The 15,421-nt window shown below is 51.1% G+C and carries 11 protein-coding genes; 2 read left to right on the forward strand and 9 right to left on the reverse strand.

What is annotated here, in order from left to right; translation table 11 throughout:
- Both H7A51_19325 and H7A51_19330 read left to right on the forward strand, forming a co-directional pair.
- Positions 1-829 (forward strand): transposase (locus H7A51_19325; protein MCP5538371.1); only part of this gene is annotated, 829 nt, incomplete at its 5' end.
- Positions 830-1,022: 193 nt separating this feature from the next.
- Positions 1,023-1,655 carry a hypothetical protein gene (locus H7A51_19330; protein ID MCP5538372.1) on the forward strand — a complete coding sequence of 211 codons (633 nt, stop codon included), beginning with the start codon at positions 1,023-1,025 and terminating at the stop codon, positions 1,653-1,655.
- A gap of 25 nt (positions 1,656-1,680) precedes the next feature.
- On the opposite strand, the gene H7A51_19335 is transcribed toward H7A51_19330, so the two are convergent.
- From H7A51_19335 to H7A51_19375, 9 genes are all read right to left on the reverse strand, one after another.
- The gene (locus H7A51_19335; GenBank protein MCP5538373.1) at positions 1,681-2,619 is read right to left on the reverse strand and encodes a hypothetical protein; all 939 of its coding nucleotides are present in this window, start codon (positions 2,617-2,619) and stop codon (positions 1,681-1,683) included.
- A 53-nt stretch (positions 2,620-2,672) separates the two neighbouring features.
- Complete coding sequence (locus tag H7A51_19340) at positions 2,673-3,704, reverse strand: hypothetical protein (protein MCP5538374.1); 1,032 nt, start codon at positions 3,702-3,704, stop codon at positions 2,673-2,675.
- Between the two features lie 25 nt (positions 3,705-3,729).
- Positions 3,730-5,502 (reverse strand): dynamin family protein, encoded by a 1,773-nt coding sequence (locus tag H7A51_19345; GenBank protein MCP5538375.1) that lies wholly within the window; start codon positions 5,500-5,502, stop codon positions 3,730-3,732.
- Between the two features lie 126 nt (positions 5,503-5,628).
- Positions 5,629-6,678, reverse strand: coding sequence for a hypothetical protein (locus H7A51_19350; protein ID MCP5538376.1), 1,050 nt, complete (start codon positions 6,676-6,678; stop codon positions 5,629-5,631).
- 69 nt (positions 6,679-6,747) lie between these two features.
- Positions 6,748-7,683 carry a hypothetical protein gene (locus tag H7A51_19355; GenBank protein ID MCP5538377.1) on the reverse strand — a complete coding sequence of 312 codons (936 nt, stop codon included), beginning with the start codon at positions 7,681-7,683 and terminating at the stop codon, positions 6,748-6,750.
- Positions 7,680-8,717: a hypothetical protein gene (locus tag H7A51_19360; protein ID MCP5538378.1), complete on the reverse strand. Its 1,038-nt coding sequence runs from the start codon at positions 8,715-8,717 to the stop codon at positions 7,680-7,682. The genes H7A51_19355 and H7A51_19360 overlap by 4 nt, the downstream gene beginning before the upstream one ends.
- 259 nt (positions 8,718-8,976) lie before the next feature.
- Positions 8,977-10,116 carry a phosphatidylserine/phosphatidylglycerophosphate/cardiolipin synthase family protein gene (locus tag H7A51_19365; GenBank protein MCP5538379.1) on the reverse strand — a complete coding sequence of 380 codons (1,140 nt, stop codon included), beginning with the start codon at positions 10,114-10,116 and terminating at the stop codon, positions 8,977-8,979.
- Positions 10,116-11,468: a hypothetical protein gene (locus H7A51_19370; GenBank protein MCP5538380.1), complete on the reverse strand. Its 1,353-nt coding sequence runs from the start codon at positions 11,466-11,468 to the stop codon at positions 10,116-10,118. The genes H7A51_19365 and H7A51_19370 overlap by 1 nt, the downstream gene beginning before the upstream one ends.
- A complete protein-coding gene (locus H7A51_19375; protein ID MCP5538381.1) occupies positions 11,461-15,414 on the reverse strand; it encodes an AAA family ATPase in 3,954 nt (1,317 codons plus the stop codon). Before H7A51_19375 ends, H7A51_19370 begins: the two co-directional genes overlap by 8 nt.
- Positions 15,415-15,421: the final 7 nt, after the last annotated feature.

Raw genomic sequence — 15,421 nt, forward strand, 5'->3', positions numbered from 1 at the left:
GGCGCCCCGGCTTGCCGGGCACGTCGGCGAAGGCGACCTGTTGCTGGCCGACCGGGCCTTCTGCACCTATGAGTTCATTGCCATCCTGTTGGAAAAAGGAGCGGACGTACTCATGCGGCTGCACCAGGCCAGGCACCGCAAGCTGGACTGGCGGCGCGGAAAAAAAGTCAGCGCCATCGAGAGGCTTGTGACATGGAGAAAACCCGCGCAACAACCGGCCGGAAGTTCACTGGACAAGAAGAAGTGGGAAAGCCTCCCCGACGAGATCACCCTGCGCTATATCAAGATGGGTTATGAAAACCGAGCGGGGGAAAAGCAGATGCTTGTCGTGGTGAGCAGTCTGCTCGATCCGGTGGAATACGACGCCGTGGAGCTCTCCTCCCTCTACGCCGAGCGATGGCAGATTGAACTCAAGCTGCGCGACATCAAGACCACGCTTGCCATGGAACACTTTGCCGTCCAGACACCGGCCATGGCGCACAAGACACTCTGGATGATGATGATCGCCTACAACCTTGTGAAACAACAAATGCAACAAGCCGCCGTGGAGGCGGACAAGCCACTCAATGAAATGAGTTTTAAAGGCACACTTGATTACCTGACCGAACAACATGAATCCCTCCGGCCTCTGGCGGGAAGCCCCCGCAAGCTCGGCAAACGGCTTGCAGGAATCATCGCGGTCTGTGCCAGCAAACTCATCGACGTCCGTCCATGGAGACAGGAACCCCGGGCACAGAAGCGAAGGCCCAAGGGATACCAATACCTAACAAAGCCCAGACGGATTTTCCAAGAAATCCACCACCGCAGCAATTACCGAAAACCTGCTTAAGTTAGCGCCATTCGGTGCTGACACCATAGAATATACGGGAGGCTACGATGGTTGGGCGATTTCCGGTCGCTTCGCATATAGTCCATGGACAAGCGGTGATTTTGACAGTGAGCTACCACCAGTAAAGCGTGCTGCAGGGTTTGACCTCGGCCTGCTGTGCCCAAACGAGTGTGGGGGGAAGGTCGAACGGTATATGAATTACTGTCCGTCATGCGGAAAGGGGGAGCCTCCCGGGCTTATTGGAGCGGCCAAGCGTCTCGTTGGTTTTGACGTGTCCGCTATTGTCTGGAATCGAGAAGCCAATCCAGGAAAGCAATACCTCGCAGGGGCATTACTTAGTGACGATTGTGCTCGTTGTGGGTGGGAGGTTAGTAAAAAATGGATGCACTGCCCTTGGTGTGGCCTTGAGCGGCTTGTCCTGCCTTTCAGATTATGCGAAGCCATTGACTGTATCCGCAGCCAGCTTACCGATGACGAAGACATTCGCTTGCTCAAGACGATTGAGAGCCATGCGATCAACAACCATGACGAGAACGATTATAGTGATACTGTTCATCACGTGAGAACTTTTTTGGAGAACTGGCTTCGTTATATCGCTGAATGCAATGGGATCGCGGTAGGCGAAAGAGATGGAGCAGGAAAAATTGCCTACCTGTTAAAGAATCAACTCAGACCCGATAGCGAAGAGCTTTTTGAGTATGCCGGATATGTCATCAGCATCGGAAACGAGGGCGCCCACCGGCGACGGCAGATCAGCGAGGCTTCGGCTGTAAAGGCTCTTGAGAGCCTGAATTTATTTTTAGAGCGAACCAACGACTTCTTGTAAGAAGATTTTTCGAATCAATTTTCTTCTATGCACTGACCCGACAGAGGTGAGAGGAAGGTGATCGTTTTGCCTTGGTTGCTACTTTCACTGTGAAGGAAGCGATGCAAGCAATCTGCTCTTCTTTCGGGACAACAAGGCTGTGGAAATCCGCTGCGTCTCGGTAGCCGTGGGCCACGTCGAGAAGTTTGTGTTTGGGGATGTTGGTATGCTCGGAAATTGATGAAATGATGGCATCTATGTGGTTGTCGAGAAACTCACCTGCGGGGTAACCCTTGGGGCAATAGCTAAGGTCCCAGAATACATCGAGCATATCCGTGAGGAGGTTACTCCAATCACCAGCATATACAGGATCTGTAGCTAGATTTTCCCATATAGAATCAATCCATGGTACAAGGGTTCGGCTGCAAGGCATATTTCTTCCAGGGGCGACGGTGATGATTTCAAAGGGATGTTTGAGCTTGATGTATGTCTCATGTTTTTTACTCCATGTCATCCACTCCATCACCTCATTCCAAGAGCTGAAGGTTCCCATTACTGGATCATTTGCTGAGTCTACCCATACGTATCCACCATCATCTGTTCGGCCGCCCAGACAGATCCAATGATTTTCTAGTTCAGACCTGATGACTACAGGATTTCCAACCCGTAGAGAGGCATCCACTTTACGACGGATAGAAGAAGCTCGCCAGGATTCGATAGCCTTTGCTTTCAGACCCTGATTGCGAGCAATAGCGGTCAATTCATCAGATCCGGTGCCGGTTAATAGAAGTTTGAGAAACTTGGGATGGCTGCGCAGCAAGTGGAAATTTTGGCCCTGACCGAGTAAGACCATGGCGTGATGCAAAGCGAATAAACCGCACGAGCTTACATTGAGTAAGTTGAGAGATGTCAGGTTATGATCTCTGAGAGTTCCGGACCAAGTTTGGTAAGGCATGAAGCCATGCCATGCTATAGCAATATTCATAGTGCAATTATGTTAAGCTTAATGGATGTTAGTATGCTCAGCTATCAAATGTTCTAGGCGCTTAATTCCTCAGCTTGCACCAGCGCAAATAAGTCACCCGGGTAGTTCGCGAGGTAATCTTGGATGAGTTTATTTCCTCTCCGGATGTCCCCAGCCTTATGTAGGGCGGTTCCACGAAGCCATGCGTAGAAGAATGGTTCACCCTCCTCTTGTTCACCCAGTATGCGGAGTGCTTCTATTTCGTCTTCCCCCTCGATGAGAGCATGCAGATACGCAGGGTCCAGATACGCATCTCCCTCATACCTACCCTCTTTTATTCCTGCCGCGTGGGCGGCCCTAATGGATGCTTGCCACTTTCCGAGTTCCCGGTAAGCCATTGACTTGAAACGCCCCGAGATTTTAGTGGGTATGCCGTCAGCGTGATCGTGCAATAGCTGAATTAAATCGCGCCACCTGCCGAGTCCTTGCGCAAGTCGCATTAGTTGGTAAGGATTCTGTTTAGCTTGAGGTTCATTCAGTCCCTTATCAAGAATAGCCGTAGGGTTCTCCGAGAGATGTTCTCCATAATACTGCTCCAACTCTAAGAGGTCCCATCTGCGAAGTCGCTCCGGCATGTGCAATGCGCAGAACATTTCGAGATCGTAGCCGACAGCGGCTATTCCAAACACTCTCTGGGAGACAAGAGGTGTATCATCCGCACGAACCACAAGATCACAGCCAATATCGACCGTGTTACGACGTGCGCCGCTGCTTCCAAGTCGAACATGAAAAAATGTATCCTCAAGTAGTGAGCCAAGAATGAGTGCGTGCTCAGCCATATGGTCAAGAAATACACCAGCGGCGAGTGTGAAGCGCAGCAGTGTTCGCTCGTGGTCAATCGCCACAGGCGTAACCCATACCAATTGCCCTCCATCTAGCAGTGCACATAGTGTCCATGTTCCTTTCTCATCCTGTTCGAGTTGAGGAGTTTGAGACCCTTCTTCATCCGTATATGCCAATTCATTGAATACAGGTATCACTAGATTCTCCAGAATAGCTCTAAGCTGTTTCTTAGAGGAAGATAAGCTATGGTTTCTCCTGTGCATGAATGTGTCTTTGGTTCGTTCTAATTTAGCTGCCATCACGCAGGGTTGACAATTCGCTTTGAAGTAATGTGACATCTTCAATGTCTACATCGATCTCGCCGAGTGCGTTGTCGGACTTCTGCGTCCAGGAATTGAGGTCATGGTCGATTTTCCCAAAAAGATTCCCGAATGTATGCTTAATACTGTTAGCTATCTTTTCCTCGAAAACTGATCTGGAAGACTTGATTTGCCGCTCCATATCCTTGATGATCGCTCCTCGCTTCACAAGCAGGGTCAAGCCAATTAAGGTAGCCCCCAAGCTTGCGAGGATTCCACCAGTAATGTCGAATATGGCGATTTGGGTGAGTAGAGCAATGGCGCCACCTATGGCGATCATTGCCCCGCCACCGTTGATGTTGTTCTCAAGCTGGATGTCATCTGGTAGGCTCCGCTCAAAGCATTCGACCAGCGATTCTTTGTTCAAGTCATCACCAATGCCCTGATTCTTCTCTCTTCCATCAGCCATCAGGTCTGAGAAGCTATTACTCTGGGTGCTATGATGATCTTTGATTTTTTGATCGATTTCGTTAATCATGTCGTTGATGTCAGCGTGCAGTTGTTTGGAGCACCTTTGAGTGTCGAAGTTGATCTGCTTGGAGGCTTTTTGCTGAAAGTTTTTTTCGAGATCCTTTAGCCATTCCCTTAGGCTTACATCTTTGATGAATGGTATGCTGCGTCTGAAGACGGTGCGAATAGTGAGCCCAGCTTGGAAATCACGGACTAACTCATCTGTTAGTCTGTCGTATGTCCCCATCAGGCTCCCGGTTACAAAGTCACTCATTTCATTGATGTGGTGCTTCCGGTCATCAACGACATCTTGCAGACTTTCGGCGAACTGGAGATCGGCCATAAGCTTATCCTTTCCCTGGGCGAGATCGTTTGCGATTTCGTCCAGAACCGATTTCAGGATCTCACAGGACCCATCAAACTTGATATTCCAAACCTCTCCTGTTTCCACAGCTTTCTTTACATAGTCGCGGAACGGACTGTAGCCACTGTTCTCATCACCGGTTGCTTCCTTGAGAGCGGATACGGGAAAAATTTGAGGGTCTGATATACCAAATTTCCTCGCCTGCTTACGTACGATTTCAAAGTTTGTTTTGAGCGCATCTGGTGTTGGTAGATCGGCCTGTTGAAGCACAAAGACAACCCGGTGAAGGTAGTTGCTGCGAATTCGTCCCAGAAAATCCCACGCAGACCCAGTGTGAGGGTTCATAGCCGACAGGACAAAAACGACCACATCACACCTATGCAAATAGTCTTCGGTGATTTTCTCATGGTGCTGTTCGATGGAATTTGTGCCGGGTGTGTCCACCACCGTGATGCTTTTGAGCTCATCACAAGGCAGTGCGACCCGTTCCCACTTCGAATCTAGTTCGGTATGTTTTCGAGTGGGTCCATGGACTAGTTCCTGAATACTTTCGGTGCAAGGCCCAGCGTCAACCGGGCAGATTGCAGCACCAAGAAGCCCATTGATAAAGCTGCTCTTGCCAGCTTTAACCTCACCGACGATGACGAAAAGAGCAGCGAGGTCGAGTTGATCCAGCTTCTCTTTGAGGCGCTTAATCTGGCTTTTACTGGCAAGTCTCCCTGCAGCCATAAGGATGGTCTTGGTATATAGCTCTCGGAGATCCTCAAAGCTATTGTGTAGTCGTTCGCTGAGAATGCTATTCGATTGCTTGTTCTGTGAGATGAACTCTGGTGTAGATTTTGTTAAAGTTATCATTGTCTTGTCTATTTCGTTATTCTCATAAGGCATTGGGAATTGAACTGTTCCGGAATTTTATGCTTTTTTTCCAGAGGAGAGGGGGTGTTGGTTGTCATGGATGGGGGAGTGTGAGGGCTAGGTTCTCTGCCCACCGTGAAACGAGACTGGCTGTAGGGGCTAACGAGTCCAAACTAGGTATTCACCGCTTGCAGGATTGAAAATCATTTGCTGACGAGTCTCGCTGTTTAAGACGGGGTGATAGTCCAGACTGGATGCGATTCGCGCGAGCGGAGCCTGAGTAAGGCTCTTGCTAAGGTGTCCTTCGAGGGAACTGACACGATCCATTGAATCCTCGATCGTTTCGTCATCCCATAGATCGTTGTGATGGGAAAACTTGTGTGTTCGGTAATGGTTAGCTGCGCCCAGAACGCCATTGCGCATGTTGCGCCTTGAAAATTCTTTGCGTGTTCGCTCGATCAAACAGGCCTGACCAGAAGCTGAGCATACTGTGAACAGGACATTTGCTGATAGGCGTGTGTGGCTGAGAGCATAGCAGGCGTCCTGATAGGTGTCACAGGTTTCAAAAACGTGACGCAGAAGAAAAAGGGGGCCAAAATCGAATCCTGGAGTGATAGTGGGCGGAGCGTAATTGATGGTTGCCGAGTAGGCCCCTGGTAGCATGCCTGAAAGCACGCCTACCATTCCCGGAACCCCGACAGTGACGAATTCCCGGTCTCCCTCTTTGAAACGAAAGATCCTTGAGGCTCTCCCCATCGATTCTAATGGCCAGTCCATGTTCCTAACATGTAAAGTCTGATCTTTGGCCACTCGGACGGCGCCGGCAGTGCATCCCAGTCTAAGGGTCTTGCGTAGCCATGATGGCAGGTTTTGACCCAACATGTCTTTACGCTCACAAAGTTGGCTTAGCTCATATTGGCAGTTTAGAAATGTGATCAGATTTTTGGAAATTCCCGTGCCCTTGGACCAGGCGTTTATCTCTTCATGATAATGCCCTCCCGTAAGCGCGTAGACGTTGTTGAAGAATTTCATGCCAGCCCTTACGATTGTTGTTAGGTCATGTGGATTTGCCCCGAAGGTGTCGAGGGTTGATCGCTTGACTAGCGACTTTGCTATAGTTTTCTCATGGTGGATAACTTCATTCCATCTCTCGTTTTCCGGAAGGCTGATATCGATGATGTATTCATGAGTAAGTTGTTTGGCTTTCATGTAAATGTAGGATTAAATGTTGTGGAGTTGGTCTGAGATACTCGGACCAAGTTATTTGAGCCATCAACCCTAATTCAAGTGATGCGACTCCGGTGCTTCATTGCAGCTCAGTTGCTTGAGTGGTTCCTGATTGGGATGGCGAACATTCCTCCAGATCGATTTAGCGAGGCTAACAGCTCTTTGGGTTAACCAGAGCAGGGGTTTCCGCAAGTAGGTCAAGACCACCAATACGATGACCCAGGAGCATACCGTTATCAGCGGCCCTAAAAACCCTGTTAGAGACGCTTCAGCGAGTCCAAGGGCAGCCTCGGGTGCCTGCCATGCACTGACCAGAAGAGCGCCTGCAAATCCAAAGCTCGCAATACGGGCGGGTGTCATCAACTGAATGGCACGAGAACCTGACCTGCTCCATATTTTGACCATGGCTACAGTTTCTCTTGGGGTTTGGTGGACAGCAAACGATGCAATTCTCTGGAGGTCGGTAGGGGAGGCATCTGCGGCCAATTTGGTAAGCCACTTCTTAGGAGCAGTTGCTCCCAGAGCTTCCCCGCAGCCCGGGGCTCGTGCTTCGATCCTAGCTGCGTCATCCCCCCATTGCTTGGCCACCTTGAGCAAGGATTCGGTTCGCCCAGCCAGTGCTCGAGGCATTTCGGGTCCAATTTTAGCAAGTCGCCAGACATCATCTCCGTGTGTTACAGCCGCTTCCACGAGACCAAATCCGCCGCTTTCGGTCATTTCAGCTACTTCGTCGCCATATTTGGCAATGCCCTTTTTTACTGCTTCCTTGGCGGCAATCTGGCTTGCGTCATCCACGACGTGTCCACCTGCGCGAATCACGCGTTTTACCACTTCGCTGGCCAGACTACCATACGATGGGGTAGTAGCTCCGATCGCGAGAAGAATTCCTATTGATGCGAGGGCGTGTTTGATGAAGTTCGTTTTCATGGCTTTTGGTTTTTTATTGTTGGGTTTCATAGTTTTTGGTTTTTCAATATTGGATTTCATCGAAGAGCGGTGAGCAGCTCAGAATGAGCATTCTCACGGGATTGCAGTGACTGTTTGGCAAGTTTTTGAACTGTGGTATCCACTCGACTGTCCAGTATTCGCAGATGCTCATCCGCTGCCTGCTTGAACTCTTTGTGGACACCACCTCGAATCGCGCGAGGAAGAGTGGCGACGTCATATATTGTCCAAATGGCAAGCCCCACGGTGATGATGTCGCCAAAGGGAAGTGGGCCATCTGCAAGGGCTGTTCCCGCTCCGGTAGCAGCCTTGGCAATTTGGGGGGCAAGTTTGCTCCTCAGGTATTTGTAAACTACCTTGACCGACTCCCGTGTGCCTCGGACGGTGACAAGTTCGATGCCTGTTGCAGTGCCCGCGACTCCGACTTCAAGAGTCACATCAAAAGGCACCTTTTCATAGACTTGTGCTAGGTGGTCAAAGTTGGATTTGGGCAGGGTGGCTTTGTTCTGTTCAATGATATGTCCAACGGCAATGGCGTAGCGGTTGTTTACCGCTGTGAGGTCATGCTGCAGGGCATTAAGTAATCCGTCGACCCGCACGGAGGATGCTTTTAACGATTTGGTGAAATTTTTCGAGCGGGCTTCGATCCTTTTCTTTGCCCTGTCACCGCTCCGAACCTTGTCTTGTGCATAGTCGGTGATGAGCCACCCAATTTCACTAGTCTTGACCAGATTGCTGACAGCTGTATTGACACCTGCATGTGTATCCTCTCGATTCGTCTTCTGAGCATCTGCTATTTCAACGGCAAACTCCTCCCAGATTTTTTTTTCGGCAAGTTCAGCATCGGATTTGGCCTTTTCCAGACTTTGTATCACCTTTTCTGATGACTCATTCCAATTAACTCCGTTGACATCTTTCCTGTTGCGACTTCCACGGTCAGGATCCAGCAGCCCCACAATCAATGGGGTGACCAAAGCGCCGAAAACAAGGAGCAGTGGAATAAATTTTATCCATGCTTTACGGGGCTTGCGAGGTGTGGGTGATTCGGATGAGTTGTTGGATGGTATTGTTTTCATACACCCACTCAAGGCAGGTTCTCATCTGTCATTCCGAAAAAATGAAAACTTTTTCCATTTTTCGTTAATCACCATATTCCTATCCCACAGCAACTTGCTACAAACATGGGGGGAGGTCGTCTGCGACCGGTTCCCTCACGTCTACATCATTTCGGCTTGAGAAGCGATATTGAACAACTTGTCTGGCTGTGAGCCTCTCTTGTCAGAGCATAATAGACCTAGAATTCACCCAAAATTCCAGACATCTCCTTGGAATTTTTTAACAATCGTGTGCGAAGCAATGCGTCGGCTGGTCGGCGAGATGCCGGATTAAGGATCCCCATTCCGACAGCACCGGATGATCGACAGACCCTACGATCCCGAACTCAAGGTTTGCCGTCTTACATCCCGTATCGAGGGAGTAGGGATTGAAGTTCGCCGACTGCAGCCCGCAGAACTTGCCGTCGATCATGAACCCCTTGGCATGGAGTCCGGTCACTCCCAGTAGATGCAAACCTGACTCAATTAACCTCTCGGTAGCCGGATCAGGGTAGTCTTTCAGCTCGAAACGCTCGGGACGTACAACGGCACGTACACTGACGCCTCTGGCAAGACAACGTTTCAAAGCAGCTCCTAGAAACGGGATCTCGTCAGTTTGAAACAGAGTCATCGCGGCCAAAATAACTTCTTCCGAAGCCTGGTCGATGGCGTCCGCCAAGGCTTCGGCCATTGCGGGAGCACCGCCAGGATAGGAAACTAACAATTGTCCCCCGTTTCCTACATCCCATTTTTGGCGTCGGAGTTCTTCTGCACTGGACGGAGGCGGGCGATTCTCCCGTAAACTCACGGCTCCCGACCGATGCATCATTGAGAAGGTGGAAGCCGACCACGCGTCATCAAATGCGGCCTTGAGCCCAGCAAGCAAGCTTGTCTCATCAATGCTAACAGTTGCTTCCAAAGCATTTCCACGCAGCGAATTACGGGTAAGATTTGCCGAACCGAACCAAGCTCCGTTGCCGTCGGCATGTATTACCTTGGCGTGAGGAGTCGTCGCAGGAGATCTTAACAAAACCCCCTCCTTGGCTAATTTTCTGATAGCTTCATGATGAGCAGGAAGATCTTGGGATTCATCCCATCCCTTGGTAACAACCCCTTTCCGTGCATCCGTCAAACTAGTAAGACACTTCACAATTACTCCCCTCCGGCGAGCATCGAGAATAAGCGCGATAACTCCCGGATCATCGACGACCGGACTGATGACTCGCAAGACTGAACCTGATCGGGAATTTCGTATTACAGCCTCTGCCCCATCTGCCGGGTTCACATGAGACGGTGTGCCTTCAGCCTTTCCGATCACTGGGACAGCGACAGCAAGTGGTGCGTCCCGGTAATTCATTTCTATCCATGCACCCATTTCCATCAGAGGTATTCGCCCACCAGTTCAACTACCTGGCCATCAGGTGAGCGACTGGCTTCACTGAGCATCTTTTCCATGGTGACCCGGCAGTCGGCCAACTCGGCCGGCCAGTCCCCACTGATCCGTTCCTGAAACTCGCTCCACCACGAGCCAAGATCGACTTCTTCGCTTTCTGCCAAGCTAGAGACCTGTCGCAGTTCATCCATACCACGCAACAGCAACATTGCATGGGCGGTGGCCTTGTCGCCGGGAACCACCCGCCTAACGGCACAACTATAAGGATTCCACCAATACGGAAACCGCAATATGGTTCGCAAGGATGCTGGCATTGGGAGTTCCTTTCCTACCTCTAATTCCTCTCCTGCGGTATCCTCATGATCGTCGATTTCCTCGTCGTTGGCCCAAAATTGAAGTCCGGATGGATTCCTCAGTTTCACCACAAAGTCTCCGTCATTCGCAGAAAAATCGATGTGGCTTTCCCAATCAAATTTGACGTCACTGGCAACACGTTTGTCTGAATCCGGATTGAGAATTCCAGACGCTGACTCGCCTCCCCGCCGAAGAACCTCCTCGAAGGCCACACGATGTTCAGCGCTGACATTGGCCAACTCCCAAGACGGCATGAATGCCGGACGAACTGTCACTTCACCTCCCTCGGTGACTTCGAGCAACGCCAATAGCCAGCGTTCGTGCTTGATCTGCGATTTATTAGGAACAATCCCGAATGCTCCCGTTGGAACACCTAGCATTTCCCTGGATTTCTGATCCGCAGTCGTAATCGCTTCTGTCAAAGAAGTTTCACCCATGTTCCCTGTTGATGCGATCCAACAGAGGTTCCTGACTTCGTTTCCCGTAGAATCGGTAATCCGTCCAGCCGATCCTTTCGGATCTACTCGAAGCCATTTGGAACGATGCATTTTTGATAAGCTGACCGGCAACAGGCGGCCGCCCATTCCATCGATGAAAAATGCTTCGCTGCTTTCAATCTTGCTGCTCCACTTGCCTTGACTAAGTCTCTCAAGAGTATCGAGGGGAACGACATACCCCCCGTCCACGATACTAATCGTGCCGGGAAATCGTTGCAGGTTCTTCATGACGGCTTCAACCACGAATGCCTCTAAACCCATAAATCGCGCCATATGCCCAGCGTCCATTGGCCCGAATCGAGCCAACGCTTCAATCAGATAGCGTTCGACCACTCCGATCTCTTCCTCAACCCGAATCTTGATCACATGCTCGACTTCCAGAATCGGCCACGCGACCGGAACAAGACGGCGAATACCCGCTGCGTTCTCGGATCGAGCCAACGCTTTGTGGACGATCTGGTGGATTTGAATCTCTTCGTTCTTATTCATGTGATGCCTCCTCCCAAAGTTGAAGAACCCGTCCACGATCAAGCACATGATCCCGGAAGCGCCTAAGTACTTCTGAGCCCTCGCTAGTCCCATATCGAGGATCCGTGAGCACCTCAATATCACCAATAAGGACGAGCATTTTACGAGCTCGCGAAAATGCCACATTCAGTCTCCTGAGGTCATGTACCCACCTCAGTTTCGAGCCGAGGAAGCCCTTACCATAACACTGGGGGCACTTACCTCCTTGTTTGGTTCCTCTGCCATCACAGCGCTGACACTTCTTTGGACTACGCACCAACGACGCGATCATAACGTCCCGTTCAGATCCCTGGAAACTGTCCACCGAAGCGATGTCCGCCTCACTCATTTTAACCCTTCCATCACCCTGCAAATAGCTTCCAAGCGACTTCACCAGCAGTTCCCTCTGCGCCTTGTAGGGGGTGACGATACCGAACTCCGCGTCTTCAAGCATCCCATCGGCAGCATGACTAAGGACACGCTCAACCAACCGAGCCTCCAACGGGTTTCGATAGCTCGTGCTTTCACCAGTTGCCTGCTCCTCGACACGATCCTTGTAGTTTGAAGTCGAGATCAGGCATATCGACTTCGTGAACTCACCAAAGGAAATAGTCCGCTCTGCAGCAGCTACACCCGTCGCGAGCTTTCCTTCATAGAAAATATCGGCAACAAAATCGGCGATGTCCGGGTGCATCCTGAACTGCTTGTTAAGCATCACCCGCGGCACATTCGGCGAAGTCTCCATCAACCATTCGAAAGCGCTGCGCTCCAACCAGCATGAAGACATGGGGGGCTTGAACCGAGAGGTGCCTTTTGATTGAGCTACCTTGCAAGAAGGAAACCCCTTACAAGCTTCCTTGCAGTCGTCCCGAAGTTCCATTGGAGGAGCCGGAGGGAGTTGCATCTCGTCACCGATCAGCACCACCTGCTTTGCCCTGCCCATCGGGATCAGGGTCTGGGTGAGAGTCGCGTGAGCGGCTTCATCAATGACTGCCAGTTGAACGCCATCCTTGCCGAATTTGTCGTAAAACGATCTCCAGGATCTCATGCCAACGCAGGTGCTGAGAAATACCTGGCAAGTTTGCCAGAAAAGACCGGTCAGCTCGCCTGTGGCAGATTCCACGGACAGTTGCCACCTCCCGAAGAACTCAGCCTCTTCGGTATTTCTAACAATCGCGCGTTCGACCTCATTCAGCCGCTGCTCCCATTCGCTCTCGGTATTATCTTCATTGGCGATACCGGCAAAGGATGATTGTTCCCATTTCTCCGCAGCGATTTTCTGCGGCTCCCGAAATTTCTTTTCGGCTGCACTCCTCTCCTCGCGTAGTTTGGCGAGTTTTTTTACCAATGAGGCGATGGCCAATGCCCTACCATGTCTTGCATTGTCCCTCAGTTCCCCGAAATCACGCTCATGCAGGGACTTCACCTCTTCGATCTCGGCAAGAACAGTCTTCATTCTAGCTTCTTGTTCAGTAATCTCCCGCTCTGCCGCCACCCTCCCGTCCTCGTATCTCGACCAGTAGTCAGCGATGAGCTCAGGATCCATGAATCGATAAGGAACAAGTCCTGACAAATCGATCTTCCAATCCAACCGCTGGCTCTCGATCCACTCAGGATCCTTTTTGACTTTTTTCCGATAGGCCACTGCCGCCTTGTCCCGTCCCTTTAAGGCCTTATCACGCAATTTAGCGGCTCGATCGTGCCTCTTGCCACATTCGCGAATCTCCGATTCTCGGGACTGTCTCTGCTGGGTGGATTCCTTATCGAGGTTAGTAAGACCGGACGTTTCATCATCGTTGACCACCGCCATCGTCTCTTCGCAATGATTCCGTGCTGCCGTGACTCTCTTATCGAGATCATAGCGGATGTTGGCGAGAGTTGCAGAGGCAGTCTTCGCATCCTGCAGGCTCCCCCGAAGTAGCGCTAGCGAAGTTCCTCTCTCCTTACAAAAAACAAGCACTTGCTCACTCCGATCCTTCACCCGATCCAAAAAACCGTGCCTGGAACCGGCTTCCAAGTAGTCCCGCTCCAGGTCGGTCAACTTCGAATTCCCCTCTCTTGCATGGCGAACCATACGGATTCCCCCGTTCTTATGCAGCCTCTCAAGAACATTGCTCACCGCCTGATGCGTCTCACTAGATACGAGCACACGCTCTCCACGAGCGATACTTTGCAGAATCAATTCTGTAATCAACGTCGTTTTTCCGGTGCCTGGCGGACCTTTGACCAGAACCAGCGGCTCACCAGACAGGATCAGGTCCAGTGCCTCTCTTTGCGCTGGATTGTCGCGAACATGAGGACTGATTGGATTGATTCTCGGAGGCGTCTCGATAGACCGTTCTGTATTGGGAACAAAAGCAGTTAGAATATCCGGTGACTCATAAGGTCTGCACCATTCGGCCAATTCCGCTTGCTGAGTCAATTCGGAGGGCTTCACAACGTCAGCCTTGACCCACAAGTTATCAGGAAAGTCATCCGGTTCAATCTCCCGAGGAAGACTGATTTGGAAAAACCGCCCTCTCTCATCGTCTGCCACACCGAAAAAACTCACATTCACATCCTCTTGTAGCCGACCTGAAACACGTTCGATTTGCTCACCTGGCACGGAACGAGCATGGTCGCCATTATTCTCTAAAACCTCATCGCTCAGAAAAATCAAGGGTGTATCCAGAGGGAGTGGCTCCTCGTTATGCTTCAGCCACAAAGGTCGGCCGATGATAGGAAACTCCAGGACATGGCGTCCTTTCAGTCTCTTTGTGCTCGTCCTGGCCTTCCCCAGGCGCACTCGAAATTTCACTTCCTTGCCGGTAATCCCTCCGACCTGCATGGCACGCTCCAGGCAATGGTCGATCCTCCCAATCTCAAGCTGAAGCCCCCGTATCTCCTGCTCCTTGATCCAAACTAGATCCGCTCTTTTAGCCAAGTTCGCCAAAAACGAATTCGCCCCTTGGTTGAGGGGAATACGATTGTGAGATACAGTATCGATGGCGAACACTTGCTCTGGAGCGAGCGGCTTTCCACCTGCATTGAATTCTCCAGTGGATAGATGGAAACTAACCCTGATCGAACCCTCGCCGTGGCAGGGAAAACAATCCTCGTGGCCTGTCCCATCGCATGACGGACAGGTCAAGATCGGTGGTTCGCCACTACCATCGCATTTGTTGCAGGTAGCTCGGCCCGATCCGTTACAAATGCGGCAATGACCCAGCACTTCTCCATATTGCCCGATGCACTGACCCGAACGACCACGTTTTGGGCAGGTAACGACGCCAGCGCCGCCACACTTCCGGCAATTTCCGTCCGGCTGCCAACGTCCGCTACCACCGCATTTTGTGCATCTCTGTTGTCCACCCCCTTCGCACTTCGAACAGACGGTACAGAAGTCAAACGCCTCGGGTGCAATGAGTCGAATCCCTTCCCCCTCATCCACAAACTCGTTGGAATTCAGCGGCCGATTTGCCAATACCCACATCGGAAGCAACGAATTGGCCCATATATTAATAGCCACGAAGACATCATGTCCCGGCAGAACTTCTGCAAGGACGGTCAGTGGGCCGATTTCAACCGCGAGGAGTCGGTGGTCCTCCCAAGCAACGGACAACTCGGAACCCGGTGCTGCCGGCGCTGCCACTGCGGAAATGCCAAACACACTATCAATCCTGGCGGCATCATCACGGGATTCCCGCTTTTCATGAGGGAACCTTACAATCACATCCTTAGCCCGGTAGTTGCGACCCTTGTATTCAGGAACCAAAACACTCCCCGCGAGCGGCCGCCGAATCGAAACGGGCCAAATCTTGTGATCTTTTACATCTCGAATCATTGCACCCAATCCCTTCGGCACGGCCACTCCCAATGATTGAAGAGTCGGCGACACCCTCTTCTGAAACAGGTTATCCAGCGAGCGGGGTATAAATAGGTCGGGCATTGTCTAT

Source organism: Akkermansiaceae bacterium, from assembly GCA_024233115.1.
Lineage (GTDB): Bacteria > Verrucomicrobiota > Verrucomicrobiia > Verrucomicrobiales > Akkermansiaceae > Oceaniferula.

What these genes read in the sequence shown, in the direction of transcription:
- H7A51_19340 (MCP5538374.1), bottom strand. Translation starts at nt 3,704, where the DNA reads ATGCACAGGAGAAACCATAGCTTATCTTCCTCTAAGAAACAGCTTAGA.
- H7A51_19375 (MCP5538381.1), bottom strand. Translation starts at nt 15,414, where the DNA reads ATGCCCGACCTATTTATACCCCGCTCGCTGGATAACCTGTTTCAGAAG.
- H7A51_19335 (MCP5538373.1), bottom strand. Translation starts at nt 2,619, where the DNA reads ATGAATATTGCTATAGCATGGCATGGCTTCATGCCTTACCAAACTTGG.
- H7A51_19330 (MCP5538372.1), top strand. Translation starts at nt 1,023, where the DNA reads ATGAATTACTGTCCGTCATGCGGAAAGGGGGAGCCTCCCGGGCTTATT.
- H7A51_19365 (MCP5538379.1), bottom strand. Translation starts at nt 10,116, where the DNA reads ATGGAAATGGGTGCATGGATAGAAATGAATTACCGGGACGCACCACTT.
- H7A51_19355 (MCP5538377.1), bottom strand. Translation starts at nt 7,683, where the DNA reads ATGAAATCCAATATTGAAAAACCAAAAACTATGAAACCCAACAATAAA.
- H7A51_19350 (MCP5538376.1), bottom strand. Translation starts at nt 6,678, where the DNA reads ATGAAAGCCAAACAACTTACTCATGAATACATCATCGATATCAGCCTT.
- H7A51_19360 (MCP5538378.1), bottom strand. Translation starts at nt 8,717, where the DNA reads ATGAAAACAATACCATCCAACAACTCATCCGAATCACCCACACCTCGC.
- H7A51_19345 (MCP5538375.1), bottom strand. Translation starts at nt 5,502, where the DNA reads ATGCCTTATGAGAATAACGAAATAGACAAGACAATGATAACTTTAACA.
- H7A51_19370 (MCP5538380.1), bottom strand. Translation starts at nt 11,468, where the DNA reads ATGAATAAGAACGAAGAGATTCAAATCCACCAGATCGTCCACAAAGCG.